Annotated in this window: 11 protein-coding genes; all 11 read right to left on the reverse strand. The window is 69.2% G+C overall.

Annotated elements, in window-relative coordinates:
- Positions 1 to 26: 26 nt before the first annotated feature.
- On the reverse strand, positions 27 to 1,160 hold the full coding sequence (wecB, locus tag FJ694_RS05265; RefSeq protein WP_157264932.1) for a non-hydrolyzing UDP-N-acetylglucosamine 2-epimerase: 1,134 nt from the start codon (positions 1,158 to 1,160) through the stop codon (positions 27 to 29).
- On the reverse strand, positions 1,157 to 2,212 hold the full coding sequence (locus FJ694_RS05270) for an XrtA/PEP-CTERM system-associated ATPase (protein WP_157264934.1): 1,056 nt from the start codon (positions 2,210 to 2,212) through the stop codon (positions 1,157 to 1,159). Before FJ694_RS05270 ends, wecB begins: the two co-directional genes overlap by 4 nt.
- A gap of 5 nt (positions 2,213 to 2,217) precedes the next feature.
- Positions 2,218 to 3,762, reverse strand: a complete 1,545-nt coding sequence (locus FJ694_RS05275; RefSeq protein ID WP_157264936.1) for a TIGR03016 family PEP-CTERM system-associated outer membrane protein — start codon at positions 3,760 to 3,762, stop codon at positions 2,218 to 2,220.
- Between the two features lie 36 nt (positions 3,763 to 3,798).
- Positions 3,799 to 4,830, reverse strand: a complete 1,032-nt coding sequence (locus FJ694_RS05280) for an XrtA-associated tyrosine autokinase (RefSeq protein ID WP_157264938.1) — start codon at positions 4,828 to 4,830, stop codon at positions 3,799 to 3,801.
- A 4-nt stretch (positions 4,831 to 4,834) separates the two neighbouring features.
- The gene (locus tag FJ694_RS05285) at positions 4,835 to 6,400 is read right to left on the reverse strand and encodes an XrtA system polysaccharide chain length determinant (RefSeq protein ID WP_157264940.1); all 1,566 of its coding nucleotides are present in this window, start codon (positions 6,398 to 6,400) and stop codon (positions 4,835 to 4,837) included.
- Between the two features lie 81 nt (positions 6,401 to 6,481).
- Positions 6,482 to 7,081, reverse strand: a complete 600-nt coding sequence (locus tag FJ694_RS05290) for an XrtA/PEP-CTERM system exopolysaccharide export protein (protein WP_157264992.1) — start codon at positions 7,079 to 7,081, stop codon at positions 6,482 to 6,484.
- Positions 7,082 to 7,541: 460 nt separating this feature from the next.
- On the reverse strand, positions 7,542 to 10,307 hold the full coding sequence (prsT, locus tag FJ694_RS05295) for an XrtA/PEP-CTERM system TPR-repeat protein PrsT (RefSeq protein WP_157264942.1): 2,766 nt from the start codon (positions 10,305 to 10,307) through the stop codon (positions 7,542 to 7,544).
- 19 nt (positions 10,308 to 10,326) lie between these two features.
- Positions 10,327 to 11,694 (reverse strand): PEP-CTERM-box response regulator transcription factor, encoded by a 1,368-nt coding sequence (gene prsR, locus FJ694_RS05300; RefSeq protein ID WP_157264944.1) that lies wholly within the window; start codon positions 11,692 to 11,694, stop codon positions 10,327 to 10,329.
- Positions 11,691 to 13,763, reverse strand: a complete 2,073-nt coding sequence (gene prsK, locus FJ694_RS05305) for an XrtA/PEP-CTERM system histidine kinase PrsK (protein ID WP_157264946.1) — start codon at positions 13,761 to 13,763, stop codon at positions 11,691 to 11,693. Before prsK ends, prsR begins: the two co-directional genes overlap by 4 nt.
- Positions 13,764 to 13,836: 73 nt before the next feature.
- Positions 13,837 to 15,219, reverse strand: a complete 1,383-nt coding sequence (locus tag FJ694_RS05310; RefSeq protein WP_157264948.1) for a TIGR03013 family XrtA/PEP-CTERM system glycosyltransferase — start codon at positions 15,217 to 15,219, stop codon at positions 13,837 to 13,839.
- Between the two features lie 587 nt (positions 15,220 to 15,806).
- A complete protein-coding gene (gene ntrC / locus FJ694_RS05315) occupies positions 15,807 to 17,300 on the reverse strand; it encodes a nitrogen regulation protein NR(I) (protein ID WP_157264950.1) in 1,494 nt (497 codons plus the stop codon).
- Positions 17,301 to 17,321: the final 21 nt, after the last annotated feature.

The following is a 17,321-nucleotide window of genomic DNA, read 5'->3' on the forward strand; positions in this document are numbered from 1 at the left end:
GGACGCGCGGAGACGGACTCAAGGGCTCAGGGCATGCGGCCCGCCAGCCACTGCCACAGGTCGGCGGCAATGCGTTCGGCGGCACGGCCGTCCCAGAGCTCGGGCACGCGCCCACGCTTGCCCTGGCCGGCGAGTACCTGCGCCACGCCTTGCACGATCGCGTCGTGGTCGCGCCCCACCAGCGTGTTGGTGCCCTGCTCCACCGTGATCGGGCGCTCGGTGTTCTCGCGCAGCGTCAGGCACGGCACGCCCAGTGCGGTGCTCTCCTCCTGCAGACCGCCGGAGTCGGTCAGCAGCAGCGTGGCCTGGCTCATAAGGCCCAGCATCTCCAGGTAGCCCTGCGGCGGCAGCAGCGCGGTGCGGCTGGCGTCGAGCAGGCCGCCCAGGCCGAAGCGCTCGATGTTGCCGCGGGTGCGCGGGTGCAGCGCGAAGACCAGCGGCAGCCGCTGCGCCACCTCGGACAGCGTCGTCAGCAGCGCGCGCAGCGTGGGCGCGTCATCGACGTTGGAGGGCCGGTGCAGCGTCACCACGCCGTAGCCCTGCGCCAGCAGCGCCGGGTCGATGCCGTGCGCGGCCAGCGTCTGCGCCGGCGCGCGCGCGGCCTCGCGGCTGGACAGCAGCGAGTCGATCATCACGTTGCCGGCAAAGCACACGCGCTCCAGCGCGATGCCCTCGCGCGCGAGGTTGTCCGCGGCGCTGCGCTCGGTGGTGTAGAGCCGGTCGGCCACCTGGTCGGTGAGCACGCGGTTGATCTCCTCGGGCATGGCGCGGTCGCCGCTGCGCAGCCCGGCTTCCACGTGCACCACCGGCACGCCCTTCTTCACCGCCACCAGCGTGCACGCCAGCGTCGAGTTGACGTCGCCCACCACGATCACGCAGCTGGGCCGGTGCTCGTCGAGCAGCGGCTCGAAGCGGCGCATGACTTCGGCGGTCTGCACCGCGTGGCTGCCCGAGCCGACTTCCAGGTTGATGTCCGGGCGCGGCAGCTTCAGGTCGCGGAAGAGCTGGTCGCTCATCTGCTCGTCGTAGTGCTGGCCGGTGTGCACCAGCAGCGACGGGATGGCCGGCTGATGCGCGGCCAGGGCGCGCAGGATGGGCGCCATCTTCATGAAATTGGGCCGTGCGCCCACCACGCACAGCACCGGGCCGTTCAAGCTCATGCCTTGTTTTCCTCGGGTTTGTTGTCGGTGCGGCCGGGCTCGACAGCGCCCAGCAGGCGCTGCAGCAGCGCCAGCGTCTGCAGGTTGATGTGCTCCAGGCGCAGCAGGCTGTGCTCCAGGCGCTGCAGCCGGTCGCCGTGCTGCAGCGCGATCAGCCCGGCCACCTCCTGCGACATGGGCTGGCCGTCGATCAGCGGCATCTGCGCCGGCAGCGTCGCGGGCGTGCCGCCGGGCAGCGCCGCCTCGGTGGCGAACTCGCCCACCACCTGCTCGATGTCGGCCAGCGTCAGCCGCGTGTTGCCCGACAGGTAGCCCAGCAGCAGCAGCCGGTCGCACAGCGAGTTGATGCGCCGCGGGATGCCGGCGCTGGCCTGGTGCACCCGCTCGATCACGCCGGGCTCGAACTCGGGCTTGTCGGGCGCGGCGCCGGCGCAGCGCAACCGGTGCTCGATGTAGTGCTGCGTATCCTCCAGGTCCAGCGGGCCGATGTGGCACGTGGCCGCCACGCGCTGGCGGAACTGCTCCATTTCCGGGCGCTGCAGGATCTGGCGGAACTCGGGCTGCCCCAGCAGGAAGCTCTGCAGCAGCGACTGGTTGCCCAGCTGGTAGTTGGAGAGCATGCGCAGCTCCTCGACGGCGCGCATGGTCAGGTTCTGCGCCTCGTCGACGATCAGCAGGCAGCGCTTGCCCTCCTGCGCCATGCTCAGCAGGAACGCCTCCAGCGCGATGAGCAGCTCGGACTTGGGCACGTCCTTGACGCGCAGCCCGAAGGCCGCGCCCACCATGCGCAGCGTGTCCTCGGCGTCGAGCTGCGTCGTCACGAGCTGGCCCACCACCACGTTGCTCTGGTTGAGCCCGTCGAGCAGCCCACGCAGCACGGTGGTCTTGCCCGCACCGATCTCGCCGGTGATGACGATGAAACCCTCGTTGCGCAGCACGCCATAGTCCAGGTACGCCTTGGCGCGGCGGTGCTGCTTGCTGGCGAAGTAGAAGGCGGGGTCGGGATTGAGCTGGAAAGGCTTGCAGCTCAGCCCGTAGAAGGCTTCGTACATGGTGGTCAGAAGGTCATCCCGAGGGTGCCGATCAGCGCCGACTCGTCGTAGGGCTGCGTGCTGCTGGTGAAGAGGGTGCGCCGCCCCAGCAGGCTGAAGTTGCTGCGCGGCCCCAGCGCGGTGCTCCACTGCGCCGTGGCCGTGCGCAGCTCGGTGGAAACCGAGCTGCGCCCCCTGTTGCGGCTCTGCGACAGCGACAGCGACAGGTTCGACAAGGGCGTGAGCCGGTGCGCCAGCGTCAATGAATAGCCGCGCTGTCGCACAGCGCCATTGAGCAGGGGGTCCGGAGTGACGGCGTCCAGGCGCTCGGTGCTGCTTTGCTGGACCGTGAGGGTCAGCGTGTCGCGCGCGCCCAGCCAGGCCAGCGAGAGCTGTTGCGCCCGCGACAGCGTCACGCCGGAGCTCAGGAACGGCACCAGCACCACGGCATTGGGGTCGAGGTTGCGGCGCTTGAGCTCCTCGAGCACCGCGTTCTCACGCTCGGCGGCATCCTTGATCGTGGAAGCCAGCTGCTGGTCGAGGATGCTGAAGTTGGTGCCCTGGTTGATCTGCGTGAGCTGGCCCGCGCCGTTGGACATCGCGCGCGTGTCGCTGAAGTTCAGCGCCGCCCGGGGCCAGCGGTAGGAGAAGGCGACGTTGTAGGCATTGCCGAAGAAACGCCTCTCCACCTCGGAGCGGAGCTGCGAGCGCGCGCTGGGAGCCCAGTTGAGCTGCAGGCCGTAGGTGGCCCGCCCCTGCTTGTCGACGGAGGCGATGTCGGTGGATTCGTAGCCGCCGATGACGCCGGCGCTGAAATCGGGGCCGGGGCGGTACTGCAGCACGCCGCGCAGGATGTCGTCGTCGGTCGTGCGGCCCCGGCTGAAACTGCGCTGCGTGCGCGAGGCCTGCGCCGACCAGCCGAAGCGGGTGGGCTGGCTGCCGTTGCCGATGTCGAGCTGGGCCGTCGAGGATGAGGAGTTCGAGGCCAGATCCGACGTGCTGCTCGTGTTCTGGTGCGAAGCCCGCGCGCTCCAGTCCACGCCGGCACCCAGCCGTCCTTGCAGGCGCGGCGCAAGCTGCAAGGTGCGAACCTCGGTCTGGTTGTCGCGGCCCAGCTGGGCATCGGCGGACTGGACGCCCAACGGATTGACCGCCTGCTGCGTGATGCTGGCCGACGCGTCGATGAAGCCCGTGTTCTCCAGGACTTCGGCGCTGCCGTTGGCCCGCAGCGCGTTGAGCAGCTGGTTGGGCCGCGTGTCCTGCGCGTAAAGCAGCCCGGAGAGCGAGTAGTCGACGAAGCCCTGCACGCGGCCGCCGCGGCTGCTCGCATACAGCCCCGGGGCGATGCTCGTGATCAGGTCGGACTGCTTCGCGGCGCGCAGGTTGACGTTGCTGGTCGCGGTCTCGGAGATGGAAAGCCGCGGCACGAAGGTCCTCGGCTGCGTCCTGGCAGCGTCGCCTTCCGTCTCGACGCCGACCTGCGACCTCGCCTGCGCCTGCGCCTGCGCGGGTGCGGCCGCAACCGCCAGCAAGCCCAGTACGGGCAGCAGTTCCAGGGGCAACGACTTCATTCTCATCGGCGGGAGTTTGCGTGACACCGGGCGGCCTCAGACCGGCTGCTGGCCCTGCCCGGCCCCATAGCCGTAGCCATAGCCGTAGCCGTAGCCCGACGTGTAAGCGTCAAGCTTGGACATGCGCGCCTTGTTGAGCAGCATCAGCTTGACGGGGCAGGATTCGATGGTGGCCAGCGCCGCCTGCACGTCGGACTGGCTGGTGTGCCCGGCCTGCACCACGATGATCACCTGGCCCATGTGGGTGGCCAGTGCACGCGCCTCGGTCGTCAGCAGCAGCGGCGGCGAGTCGAAAATGATGATCCGGTCCTCGTAGCGCTGGGCCACTTCCTGCAGCAGCTGGTGCATGCCGTCGCTGGCCAGCAGCTCGGTGGTGCGGTCGTGCAGCGTGCCGCTGGGCAGCAGCACGAGCTTGTCCACGTTGGTGCGCAGCAGCACCTCGGGCATCGTGGCGCGGCCTTCGAGCACGTCGAGCAGGCCCGGCCCCGGCGCCAGGCCCAGCGTGCGCAGCACCGAGGGCCGCCCGACGTCGGCATCCACCAGCATCACCGTGGTGTCCATCTCGGCCGCGATGCTCAGCGCCAGGTTCACCGCGGTGAAGGTCTTGCCCTCGCCGGGCAGCGCACTGGTGACCATGATGCGGTTGCCGTGCGCCACGGGTGCGGCACCCTTGCCCAGCGCGTTGGCGATGAGCGGGCGCTTGATGACGCGGTACTGGTCGGCAATGCGCGAGCGCGGCGCCCCGGGCGTGACGAAGTTGGCAGCCGCCAGGCGCTGCAGGTCCAGCTCGACGCGGCGCGACGTCATCGGCACGGGCCGCGGCGTCACCGGCTGCGGCGCCGCTGCCGGGGCGGGCTGCGGCAGTTCCGCGGCCCGGACCACGGCGGGCAGCTCCGTCGGGGCTGCGGGCCGAGCTGCGGCCACGGCCACGGCCGCGCCCGGCGCCGCCGTCGCGGCCGGGGAGCCTGCAGGCGCGTCGGCCTCGGGTCCCGCGGGCGGGCTTGACACCGCGCCGGCGTTGCGCAACTGCGCCAGCCGCGCGGCGGCTTGTTCGATCAGGCTGGTCATGGCGTTACTTCAGGCTCTTGATGGTCAGTACGGCCATGCCGATCAGGAACACGCCCAGAAGGCTGGCACTGGCGCCAAGGAAGCGCGTGCGCCCGATGCGTTCCTGCCGCTCTTCCGCATCCGTCAGCACGACCGACACCACGCCCAGCAGCGGCAGGTCGAGCTTGTTGCGCAGCTCGGTGCCCCGGTAGAACACGGGGCGCAGCTGGCTGAAGGCCAGTGCACTGGCCAGGCCCGCGGCCACCGCTGCGGCGAACGCCGCCGCCAGCAGCAGCAGCCGGTTGGGCGCCGAGGGCTTGGAAGGCACTCGCGGAGGATCGATCAGGCGGAACTCGGCCACGCCGGCGTCTTCGAGCTGCCCGGACATGTTGGCCGACTCGCGCCGGGACACCAGGCCCTCGTAATTCTTCTTGTGGATCTCGTAATCCCGGTTGAGCTGCACCGCCTCGGCCTCCAGCTGCGGCGCCGTCTTCATTTGCTCGCGGGCCTGGGCGTAGCGGGCGCTGTACTCGGCCACGCGGGCGCGCAGCGAGGCCACCTGCACCTCGGCGGTGGCCAGCACCCGGCTGAGCTCCTGCTGCGCCAGGCTGGCATTGCTGCTGATGACCGTCAGCGGCGTCGCCGTCGCCGACTGGCGCTTCTCGTTGACTTCGATGCGCTTTTGCTCCTCCAGCTCCTTGAGCAGCCGCCGCGTGCTCTGCACTTCCGGATGCTGATCCGTGAAGCGCTGCAGCAGCGCATCGAGATTGCGGCGCTGGGACTCCAGCCGCGCGTCGATCTCGGGCGTGGCCACCAGTTCAGCGCCCGGCGCGGCCGAGGATGAGGACGAGGAGGCCTGGGGCTTGCTGCCCAGCAGCTGCGCGCGGGCCGCGTCGCGGGCCATCTCGGCCTCGCGCAGCTCCAGCTTGGCCTGCTCCAGCTGGGTACTGGCCGCGTTCATGCGTGCCGCGCTGTCGCGCCCTTCGCTCACCTGCAGGTCAAGGTTGCGCAGCCGGAATTCCTTGAGCCGTGCCTCGGCCTCCTCCAGCTTCGTGCGGTAAGACTTGATCTGCTCGTCGAGGAACAGCTTGGCCGAGTTGGTGTCCTTGCGGCTGGCACCCAGGCTCGACTCGACGAAGATCGACACCAGGGACTGGATGACGCGCCGGGCCTTCTCCGGGTCCGAGTCCATGTAGGTCAGCTGGTAGAAGTTGTCGCGCCCGACGCTCTTGATGGCCAGCTTCCCGGTCAGATCCTCGATCAACTTTTCCTGCTCCGTGGCGGAACCGTTCTTCAGGTCAAGGTTGGCCATGTGGATCAGCTTTTCCACGTTCGGGCGGCTGATGAGCGTGCGGCTGAGCATTTGCAGCTGCTGATCGACGTTGGGCTGCACTGCCATGCCGGACATCAGCGGTCGCAGGATGGATTGCGTGTCCACGTAGATGCGTGCCGAGGCCTCGTAGCGGTCGGGCAGGCGCCAGACCACGACGGCACCGATCACCATCACGGCCCATGCCACCACCAGCCCATGCCAGCGGAAGCGCCACATCCCGCGCAAGAAGCCCAACAGCTGCTGGAGCAGCTCTTCCATCAGAAATCCTTCCAAACAACACTGAAGGGGTCCGCAACCGGACCCCTCGCCGTCTCACTGGCCGCCAGCCAGCCGCAGCGCTCAGAAATAGCTCTGCGGGATGATGAGGATGTCTCCCGGGCGCATCTCGACGTTGGCCGAGATGTCGCCGCGGCTGATCAGGTCCTTCAGGCGCACCGAGTACTGCTTGTTGCCTTCGGAGGAGCGCAGGATCGTGGCACTGTTGCCGGCGGCAAAGTCCGTCAGGCCGCCGACCGCGATCATGACGTCCAGCAACGTCATCTTCTGCTTGTAGGGCAGGAACTGCGGCTTGGCCGCCTGCCCCACGACACGCACCTGCTCGCTGTACGGGCCGATGAAGTTGGTGACGATCACCGTCACCACCGGATCACGCACGTACTTGGCTAGCGCCTGCTCCACTTCCCGGGCCAGCTGCTGCGGGTTCTTGCCCTGCGCCACCAGCTCGTCCACCAGCGGCGTGGAAATCTTGCCGTCCGGGCGCACCGGCACGACCATGGACAGCTCGGGATTGCGCGAGACGATGATGTTGACGCTGTCCCCGGGCCCAATGATGTAGGAGTAGTCGTCGGTTCCCGCCGTGACAGGTGCCGGCGGGAAGTCGGGCGTGCTGGCGCAAGCGCTCAGCAAGCCCAGCACGACAGCCGCAAACGCACCGCGCATCCAGGTTGCGCGCTGATTCAAGTAAGTTTTCAAGAGCCCTCCTGCTCGTGCTGCCAACGACTCAATTTGATGAACTGCAACAGCCCATGCCCCCGAGGACTGCCGACCGCCTTTCAAGCGGCTGAACAACATTGCAATTTTGCAATATCTAGCAATGTCCAATGGATAACTTGCCTCGGCTCGGCGTGGGACCCCAATAATTGGCTGGCAAACCACTAATTTTGCACGTGATTCCTGACAGAAGTGGAACGCAGCCGCCACTTTCAGCCACAAGACACGCGTCGTGAGCCGATCGCAAATCCCGATTGCGACGGGGTCCTGCTCCCTGCCCAGTCAAGCAATGTAATGGCATCTGCCGGCCAGATGAAGGAACTGCTACCGGCCCGATCGGTTTCCTCAGGCCCTGCCGCCGTCACGGTGTCGCAGTTACGCGACAAATTTCTCATCCAGGGACCGGCTGCTAGAGCTGCTTGAGCAGCTGCGCCACCGCCTCCTGCTGCTTGAACTTCGGCCCCAGCTGGGCCAGCGCGTCGAGCTCCGCGCGCGCCTGTGACCGCTGGCCGGCGTCCATGTACAGCCGCACCAGGTTCAGGCGCAGCGTGGGCGACTGGGCATCGTCCAGCGCGATGGCACGCTTTTGCAACTCGATGGCTTGTTCCCAGCGCTTGTCGGCGGCCAACGCCTGGGCCAGCGTGTCCATGAAGGTCGGCACGTTCGGCGCCAACTGGTTCACCTTCTCGGCCATGTCGATGGCGCCAGGCTTCTTCAGCTTCAGCAGCACCCACGCCAGATTGTTGAGCGCTGCGGGCTCCGCCGGCTGGAGCCGAAGCACCGCGGCATACCGGGATTCGGCTTGGGCGTAATCCTGTACGGCCAGGGCGCTGTCGCCCAGATACATGAGAAAGGCACGGTCATCGGCATGTTCGGCCACCCACTTGGCGGCAAAAACCTGGGCTTCGGCCTTGTCATGGGCGAGCAAGGCTGTATGCAGCGCCTTGGCCCGGTCCGTCGTGGGTTGCTTCCTGAGCGCGATTCGCAGCACGGCAGCGGCTTCGCGCCAGCGCTTCTCGACCAGCTCTATGCCGGCCTCAAGCTCATAGCCGGCCAGCTCCATCTTCGGCTGCTTTTGCAGCGCACGGGCCACGTCCAGCGCCTCGGCACGCTTTCCCGCGGCAAGCAACGTCGCTGCCAGGCGCTGCTGGACCGCCATATCCAGAGGAGCCAGAGTCCGCGCACGCTGCAGTGCCTCGACCGCGCGCTCGACGTCCTTGGTGACGGTGTACACCTCAGCCAGCATCAGCAGCGGCTGCACCGAGTTGGGCTGCTGGGCGATCACCTTGGACAGCGTGCTGATGGCCTGGTTGGGCTCCTTGGCCAGCAACTGCACGCGCGCCATGACGGCCAGCAGGCCCGGGTTGTCGGGCAGCGCCGCCACGGCGTCCCGGGCCACGGCCAGCGCTGCTTCGTTGTTGCGCTGGTTGAGATGGTGCTCGATGAGCGCCACGCGGGCGCTACCTTCGGTCGGATTCAGCCGCACGGCCTCCTCGTAGCGCTGGGCCAGTTCCTGGACCGGGGCGCCAGCCACGGTGCGAATGCGCGCCACCGTCAACAAGGACTCCAGGTGGCCCGGATTGGCCTTGAGCAAGGCCTCGAAGCGCTTGGCTGCCGCGTCGTAATGCTTGGCCTGCAGGTCCAGCACCGCAAGGTTCAGCGCCGCGGGCAGGTACTTCGCATCCAGGCGCAGCGCCTGCTCGAAGCTGCGGCGCGCTTCGTCGGGCTTCTTGAGCGCGAGCTGCACCCGCCCGCGCAGCATGGGCGCCAGCGGCTGGCCCGGCGTCTTCTTCTCCAGCACGTCGATGGCCGTGAGCGCAGCGTCGAAATCGCCGCGGCGCGTGCGTGCGCCGATCAGCGCCTCGTCGGCCAGCGTGCCCTGGTCCTGGGCCGACAACGACTGCAGCGTGTCGATGGCCACCGCCGTCTGTCCGCGCGCGAATTGCGTGAGCGCCAGGGCCGTACGCGTGCGCACGTCGGTCGGCTCCTGCGCCGCCGCGCTGCGGAACATGCGCTCGGCCTGATCGAGCTGGCCCTGCTGTTCGTAGGCCTGGGCCGCCAGCATGAGCGTGCGCACGTCAGGCTGGCCGTCCAGCAGCGGCTGCAGCGTGTCGAGCACCTTGGCCGGCTCTCCCAGGCGCAGCTGCACCTGCGCCTGCAGCTGGCGCACTGTGACGGCACCGGGCTGCTGGCTCAGGGCCTTGCCCAGATGGGCCGCCGCCTGCAGCAGCGATCCGCTCGCGGCCTCCACCAATCCGGCAAGCTGCAGCACCCGCAAATCGTCCGGTGCAACCTTGAGCAGCGTCTGCACGAGCTCACGCGACTGCTTCAGGTTGCCCTGCAGCAGCGCCAGCTGGGCTTCCAGCAGCCAGACCTGAGGATGCTTCGGATACGCGCCCTTGAGCTGCGCCACGGTCGCCGCCGCCTCGTCGAGCTTCTTCTGTTGCAGCAGCACGGTGAAGATGCCGTTGGAAGCCGCCATCGAATGCTTGCGCTGCGCCAGCGCCTTGCGAAAGGCCTCCAGCGCAGCAGTCGGGTCCGTGCCCTGCAGCAGCTCGGCGCGCGTGAGCCAGCCGTAGTAGGACTGCGGATGCTGCTGCAGCACCTCGTCAACCAGCCGGCGCGCGCCGTCAAGATCCTGGTTGGCGGCCAGCATGCGCGCCTGCAGCAGCCGGGCCTCGGCATGCTGCGCGTCGGCGGCCAGCGCCGAGCGCAGCGCCGCCTCGGCACGCTGGGGCTGGTCCAGTGCCAGATGGGCCAGCGCCAGCCGCGACAGCAGCGTGGCCTGGGCCTGCGGCTGCGCCAGCACCGTGGAGCCGTAGCGTTCCAGCAGCACCTCGGGCTTGCCCTCGGACAGCAGCACCCGCGCCAGCAACGGCACCACCTGCTCCTGCGCAGCGCCGAGGTCCAGCGCCTTGCGCACCTCGACGCCGGCAGCCACGAGCTGCCCGTCCTCCAGCAGCACCTGGCCCAGCAACAGCCGCGCCTCGGCCAGGTTGGGCTCCTGCTGCAGCGCATTGCGCAGCTGCAGCGCCGCGGCGCGGTAGTCGTCGCGCTCCAGGTACTGGTGCGCCGAGGCCATCAGCTCCGGCACCTTCTGCTCGACTTTGCAGCCGGCAAGCAGGGCCGAGGCCAGACAAAGGGACAGGGACAGGCGGCGGGCAAGAGGCTTCATGCGTGTGGGCGGCGCGGCTTCAGCGCGCCACCTTGATCGAAAGTCGGTTCATCAGGTCGTACAGCGTCGGGCGGCTCACGCCCAGGAGCTCGGCCGCCTTGACAAGGTTGCCGTCGCAACGCGACAGCGCGGTCACGACGGCACTGCGCTCGGCGCGGTCACGCACCGTGCGCAGGTCCAGCGCCTCGGCAGCATCCTGCGCCGGCGCAGCGGCTGCGGGCAGCCCCAGGTCCTCCACCGTCACGAGCTGGCCGTCAGCCATGATCGAAGCGCGGCGCACCACGTTGATCAGCTCGCGCACGTTGCCCGGCCAAGCGTGGCCCTCGATGGCGCGCAGCGCATCGTCCGTAAAGCGCAGCGTGCGGCGCTGTTCCTCGGCAAAGCGGCGCAGGAACGCATGCGCCAGCAGCACCGCGTCGCCACGGCGCTGGCGCAGCGGCGGGATCTGCACCACGATCTCCGACAGCCGGTAATACAGGTCCTCGCGAAAGCGCCCTTCGCGGATGAGCGACTGCAGGTCCTGGTGCGTGGCGCAGACGATGCGCGTGTCGATGGGAATCTCCTGGCGCCCGCCGATGCGCTCGATGGTGCGCTGCTGCAGGAAGCGCAGCAGCTTGGCCTGCAGCGGCAGCGGCAGGTCGCCGATCTCGTCGAGCATGAGCGTGCCGCCGTGGGCGGTTTCGATGCGCCCCACGGTGGTCTTGGTCGCGCCGGTGAAGGCGCCGCGCTCGAAGCCGAAGAGCTCGCTCTCCAGCAGCGCCTCCGGAATGGCCGCGCAGTTGATGGCCACGAAACGGCCGCTGCGCCGCGATGCGGCGTGCAGCGCCTGTGCCAGCACTTCCTTGCCGGTGCCGCTCTCGCCCAGCAGCATCACCGAGGCGCTGCTGGGCGCCACCTTCTCGATGGTGCGGCAGATGCGCAGCAGCCCCTCGTCGCGCGTGATCACGCCGTGCGTGGCGTCGCCCAGGCTCTGCGCCTGCAGCCGCGCGTTCTCGGCCTGCAGCGTGTAGAGCCGGTACGCGCGCTCGACGATCAGCCCCAGCACGTCCGGGTCGAAGGGCTTCTCCAGGAAGTCGTAGGCGCCGAGCTCGACGGCGCGCAGCGCGTTGGAGCGGCCGTTCTGCCCGGTGATGACGATGACCTTGACCAGCGGGTCGAGCTCGAGCATCTGCTCCAGCAGCTTGAAGCCCTCGGACACCGAATCCGGATCCGGCGGCAGCCCCAGGTCCATCGTCACCACGGCCGGACGGTGGCGGCGGCACTGCCGCAGCGCCGCCTCGCGGTCGCCGGCTTCGACGCTGGCATAGCCGTCCAGCGACCACTTGATCTGCTTCTGAAGCGCCGGATCGTCCTCGACGATCAGCAGCGGGGGATTCGTCGTCGTCATGCGGCCCTCGCGATGAATGCGTCGCCAGGACGCTCGGTTTCGATCAGCGGCAGCAGCATCGTGATCTCCGTGCCGCGGCCCGGCTCGCTGCGCACGGCAATGCTGCCCCCGAGCTCGCGCAGGTAGCGGGCGCTCTCGTGGGCGCCGATGCCCATGCCGGCGGGCTTGGTCGTGTTGAAGGGCTTGAACAGGCTGTTGGCGATGAAGTCGGCCGTCATGCCGCAGCCTTCGTCGCCCACGATGATGCGGGCCTGGCCCACGGCGCGCTCCACGCGCAGCCACACGCGCTTGTCCACGGGCGTGGCATCAAGCGCGTTCTGCACCACGTGCCCCACCACGCGCTCCAGGCGCTGCTCGTCCCCGCGCGCGGTCACGGGCTGCACGACCTCGACTTCCAGCTCCCGACCGCGCGCGCGGACACTGTGCTGCAGCCGCCGCGCCAGGGCTTCCAGGTCCACGCCGTGGCGGCCGTCGACCGGGGCCTCGCCCTCGCGCAGCTGCAGCATGAGCTGGCGCATCTTCTCCAGCGCGTTGTCCACCGTGGCCAGCATGTCCGCCTGGAACTCCGGGTTGTGCTGCAGCCGCTTGGCGTTCTTCATCATCAGCGACAGCTGCGTCACGATGTTCTTGAGATCGTGCACGACGAAGGCCGACATGCGGTTGAAGGCTTCGAACTTGCGGGCCTCCAGCAGCGCCTCGGCTGCGCGCATGCGCGCGATGAAGATTCCGGCCTGCCGCCCCGCGGTCTTGAGCAGGTCGCGCAGCTCCCAGTTCACCGACAGCGGCGTGCGCGGACGAGCCAGCACGACGAAGCCGATGAGTTCCTGCGCCATGGGCAGCGGCACCACGACCCACGCCGTCGGGTCCTGCGCCAGCCAGGCCGGCGCGGCCAGGCCGTCGTAGCGCTCGGGGCGGTCGCGCAGCTCCTGCAGCTCCACCAGCCAGTCGCGCTGCTGCATGAAGCGGGCGAAGGGCGAGTCCGCCGCCTCGCTGGCCGCGCAGCGCGGGCTGTTCCAGTACGCGCTGGGAGCGAAATGGCTGCCGTCGGCCACAACCGTCCACAGCGTGCCGCCCGGGCTCTCGACCATGTCGGCCAGCCCGCGCACGACCTGGCTGCCGAAGTCGGCGTCGCCGGGACGGCTCGACAGCGCCGCCGTGAAGCGCAGCCACTCGGTGCGGTAGTCGTAGTGGTAGTTGAAGAAATGCTTGCTCACGAACACGCGCAGGTGCGCGCGCACCGCACCGGAACTCAGCGCCACGGCCAGCGCCGCCAGCGCCGACACGCCGAAGCCCACCTGCAGCGCATGTCCCCAGTCGCCGCTGAACTTGCGCACGTAATACCCGGCGCCGGAGATGAGCAGCAGGTAGCCGCCCACCAGCAGCAGCGTCAGCGTGTGGTACGCCATGCTGTGCGACAGCTGCAGCGCGCGCGGCCGCAGCGCCTGGCGCCGCAGCGCCAGGGCCAGCGCCGGCACGGCCAGCGAATGCACGGCCGCACGCACCACCAGCGTGTGCGGCTCCAGGCGCCCGAACAGCACGCCATGGGTATGCAGGTACAGGTCGAACACGAACACCGCACCCAGTCCGATGCACATCGGCTTGGTCGTCCAGCGCTGGTCCTCGGCGGCGTTGCGGTAGAACTGTTCCACCAGGAACATCCCCAGCACCGGCAGCGCCAGCACCAGCGTGGTGGCCAGGTTCGACAGCGGCCACCCCACCAGCACCAGCAGCGGCAACGCCGCGGTCACCACGACCAGCGCGCGGGCGAACTCGCGCAGCCAGCGCCGCGGCTCCAGCAGCCGCATCAGCATCAGGAACCAGCTGCCGTAGCGCACCGCATCGAGCACCTGCGCCACCCCGTACCACAGCGGCCCGGGCCACAGGTACAGGCACAGCGTCGCGCAGGCCCAGGCCGTGGTGCACAGCAGCGCCAGGCGCAGCGCCCGCGCCATGGCGGGGTCCCACTCGGCCCGGCCCGCGATGCGGCCCAGCCGTCTCTCCAGCCCCAGGTGCAGCAGCGCCGCGAGCGCGTAGCAACCGATCGCGGCTTCGCCAATACTCAATGCCACTGCGGTTCCAGCCTTCGCAAGCCGTTGCGCCCTCCATGGCGGAGGCCGTCAACCATTGACTCCCTCTTCCTCCTCAGCGCGCGCCCTTGCCCGTGAGCACCACGCCCACGGTTTCGAACAGCACGAGCAGGTCCAGCAGCAGGTTGTGGTTCTTGACGTAGTAGAGGTCGTACTGCAGCTTCTGCAGCGAATCCTCGACCGTGGCGCCGTACGGGTAGCGCACCTGGGCCCAGCCCGTGACGCCCGGCTTGATGCTGTGGCGCAGGCCGTAATAGGGCAGCTCGCGCGCGAGCTGCTCGACAAAGAACGGGCGCTCGGGACGCGGACCGATGAAGCTCATGTCGCCCAGCAGCACGTTGAAGATCTGCGGCAGCTCGTCGATGCGCAGCCGCCGGATGACGCGGCCCACGCGCGTGACCCGGTCATCCTGCGCCGAGGCCCAGCGCGGACGCCCGTCCTTCTCCGCGTCGGTGCGCATGCTGCGGAACTTGATGACGTTGAAGAGCCGCCCGTTGAGCCCCACGCGCTCCTGCCGGTACAGCACGGGCCCGTGGCTCTCCAGCTTGATCAGCACCGCCGTCACCAGCATGATCGGCGCTGCCACCAGCAGCAGCAGCATCGAGCTCAGCAGGTCCGACAGCCGCTTGATGCCCATGCGCAGCGGCCCCTGGTTGAAGCCGGTGCCGAACACCAGCAGCGCCGGCTCGATGCAGTCCACGCGCAGCTGCCCCAGCGCCCGCTCGTAATGGGTCGACATGTCCAGCACGCGCACGCCCTGCGTGCGGCAGGCCAGCAGCTGGTCCATCGGCATGCCGCCGCCACGCCGCTCGGTCGGCGCCACGATCACCTCGTTGACCTTCAGGCGCTGCACCAGCTGTGCCAGCGGCTCCTGTACCGACATCAGCTGCTGCGCGGGCACGGTGATGCCGGTCTCGTTGGAGGTCGGGTAGTAGCCGACGAGCTCGGCGCCCGCCTCGCTCTCTTCAAGGGTGCGTCCCACGCTGGCCGCCCGCTCGCCCGCGCCCAGGATGAGCACGCGCGGCCGCAGCCGTGCCGGGCGCATGCCATGCGCCGCGTAGACCCGATGCCCGACCACGACAGCCGTGCCCAGCAATGCCGCCATCGGCAGCGCCGCCGGCGCCAGCACGCTGCTGGGCATCAGGTGCGCGATCAGGAACGCCAGCGGCAGCACCAGCAGCATGCACACCAGCGCGCGGATGCAGGACTGCCCCAGCGAGCGCTTGGGCACCGGCTCGTAGAAGCCCGATGCCGTGGTGATGACGCACAGGAAGGCCGCCAGCGACAGCCCCTGCGCTGCCACGCTCGACATCCGCTCCGCGCTCTCGTCCCCGTGGGACATGCCGAACAGGAACACGACTGCCGTGAGTACCGCAAAGTCGAAGCCGACCTGGAACAGCACCCGCTGGTGCACGTGATGCTTGTAAACGCTGATCACCTTCCCCCCCTACCGTCCCGTGGGACAGAAACGCCTCTTGTGCCGTCAAGGCCACCTGCAGCGCATGTCAATGCAGCCGCCCAGCCACGCATGCCGCCTGATGCCGGTCCGATCGGGCCGGCCGGACCTTCTCAGGACAGCCACTGCATCAGGCACGGTCCGTCGGTGAAGGCGCCTGCATTGCCCGGATCCGACGAGGAACCGCCCATCTTGAAACATTTGGATAACAATTATCCAGCCGTTCGGCGTCTGTCCGCTTGATGTTTGTCAGCAGCAGGCCCGCCAGGCCCATGCAGTCAGTCGGTCCGCGCTGTGTGGGCCAGCCCGCGATTCTCGCAGCCGGCACGCGCCTGACGAGCCTGCGCGCTGTTTTGACGCAACGCAGCAATCAAGGCAGCGCCACCGGATCGGTTTGTTGTGCTTGTCATGCCGCGGTCTCCATCGAGCGGTCTGCCCGGCAGCCGTCAATCATGGAGAGGCAACCGATAGAGCGCAACGGGCTGGCGTCAAGCAAAGCCGCTGCGCGTGCGAAGCGTCACTGCATCACAGTGACGCTGGCGCTGCAGCCGGGCCGCGAGGGCCCGGGCTCAGTCGTCCAGGCCCAGGTCCTGGATCTTGCGCGTGATGGTGTTGCGGCCGATGCCCAGCTTGTGCGCGGCCTCGATGCGCCGGCCGCGGGTGAGCTCCAGCGCGGTGTGGATGAGCCGGCCCTCGAACTGGCGCGTCAGGGTGTCCCAGACCTCGGGCGAGCCCGCTTCGAGCATGCCCCGCGCCTGGCGCTCCAGGTCGCGCAGCCAGTCGGCCTCGGCGCCGGATGCGGCCGCGACGGCCGCCAGCGCCGGCTCGCCGAGCGCGGCCGGAACCGCTTCGGCGGGCGCCGCGGCAGTCGCCGCCACCGGCGCGGGCGCTTCGTAGGCCGGCAGCGCGCCGCCGCCCATGAGCTCGGGCGGCAGGTCCTTGGGCTCGATCACCTGCGCCGGCGCCATCACCGTGAGCCAATGGCAGATGTTCTCCAGCTGGCGCACGTTGCCGGGGAAGTCGAAGGCCGCCAGCCGCTGCAGCGCCGCTTCGGTGATGCGCTTGGACTCCACACCCAGCTCGCGTGCGCTCTTGGACAGGAAGAAGCGCGCCAGCGCCGGCACGTCCTCGCGCCGCTCGCGCAGCGGCGGCAGGCGCAGCCGGATGACGTTGAGCCGGTGGAACAGGTCCTCGCGAAACACGCCCTCGCGCACCCGCTGCTCCAGGTTCTGGTGCGTCGCGGCGATCACGCGCACGTTGCTCTTGAGCGGCTGGTGGCCGCCGACGCGGTAGAACTGCCCGTCCGAGAGCACGCGCAGCAGCCGCGTCTGCAGGTCGAAGGGCATGTCGCCGATCTCGTCGAGGAACAGCGTGCCGCCGTCGGCCTGCTCGAAGCGGCCGCGGCGCATGCTCTGCGCGCCGGTGAAGGCGCCGCGCTCGTGGCCGAAAAGCTCGCTCTCCAGCAGGTCCTTCGGGATGGCGGCGGTGTTGATGGCCACGAAGGGACCGTTGCCGCGCGGACTGTGCTTGTGCAGCGCGCGCGCCACGAGCTCCTTGCCCGAGCCGCTCTCGCCGGTGATGAGCACCGTGACGTTGCTCTGCGACAGCCGCCCGATGGCACGGAACACGTCCTGCATCGCCGGCGCCTGGCCCAGCATCTCGGGCATCTGCGCCATGCGCTCGCCCTGCACCTGCTCGCGCAGGCTCTCCTCCACCGCGCGGCGGATCAGCTCCACCGCCTTGGTCACGTCGAAGGGCTTGGGCAGGTACTCGAAGGCCCCGCCCTGGAACGCCGAAACGGCGCTGTCCAGGTCGGAATACGCCGTCATCACGATCACCGGCAGCCCCGGCAGCCGCTGCTTGACCTTGGCCAGCAGATCGAGCCCCGAGCCCCCGGGCATGCGGATGTCGCTGACCAGCACCTGCGGCTCGTCGCTGTCCAGCGCCGCGAGCACGTCGCGCGGGCTGCCGAAGCTGCGTACCTGGAACTGCTCGCGCCCCAGTGCCTTCTCCAGCACGAAGCGGATGGATTGATCGTCGTCTACGACCCAGATCGGTTTCATGCTCGGGCGCTTACCTCGTGT

Origin of the sequence: Azohydromonas aeria (genome assembly GCF_009760915.1) — a bacterium.
Classification (GTDB): Bacteria; Pseudomonadota; Gammaproteobacteria; order Burkholderiales; family Burkholderiaceae_C; genus Azohydromonas; species Azohydromonas aeria.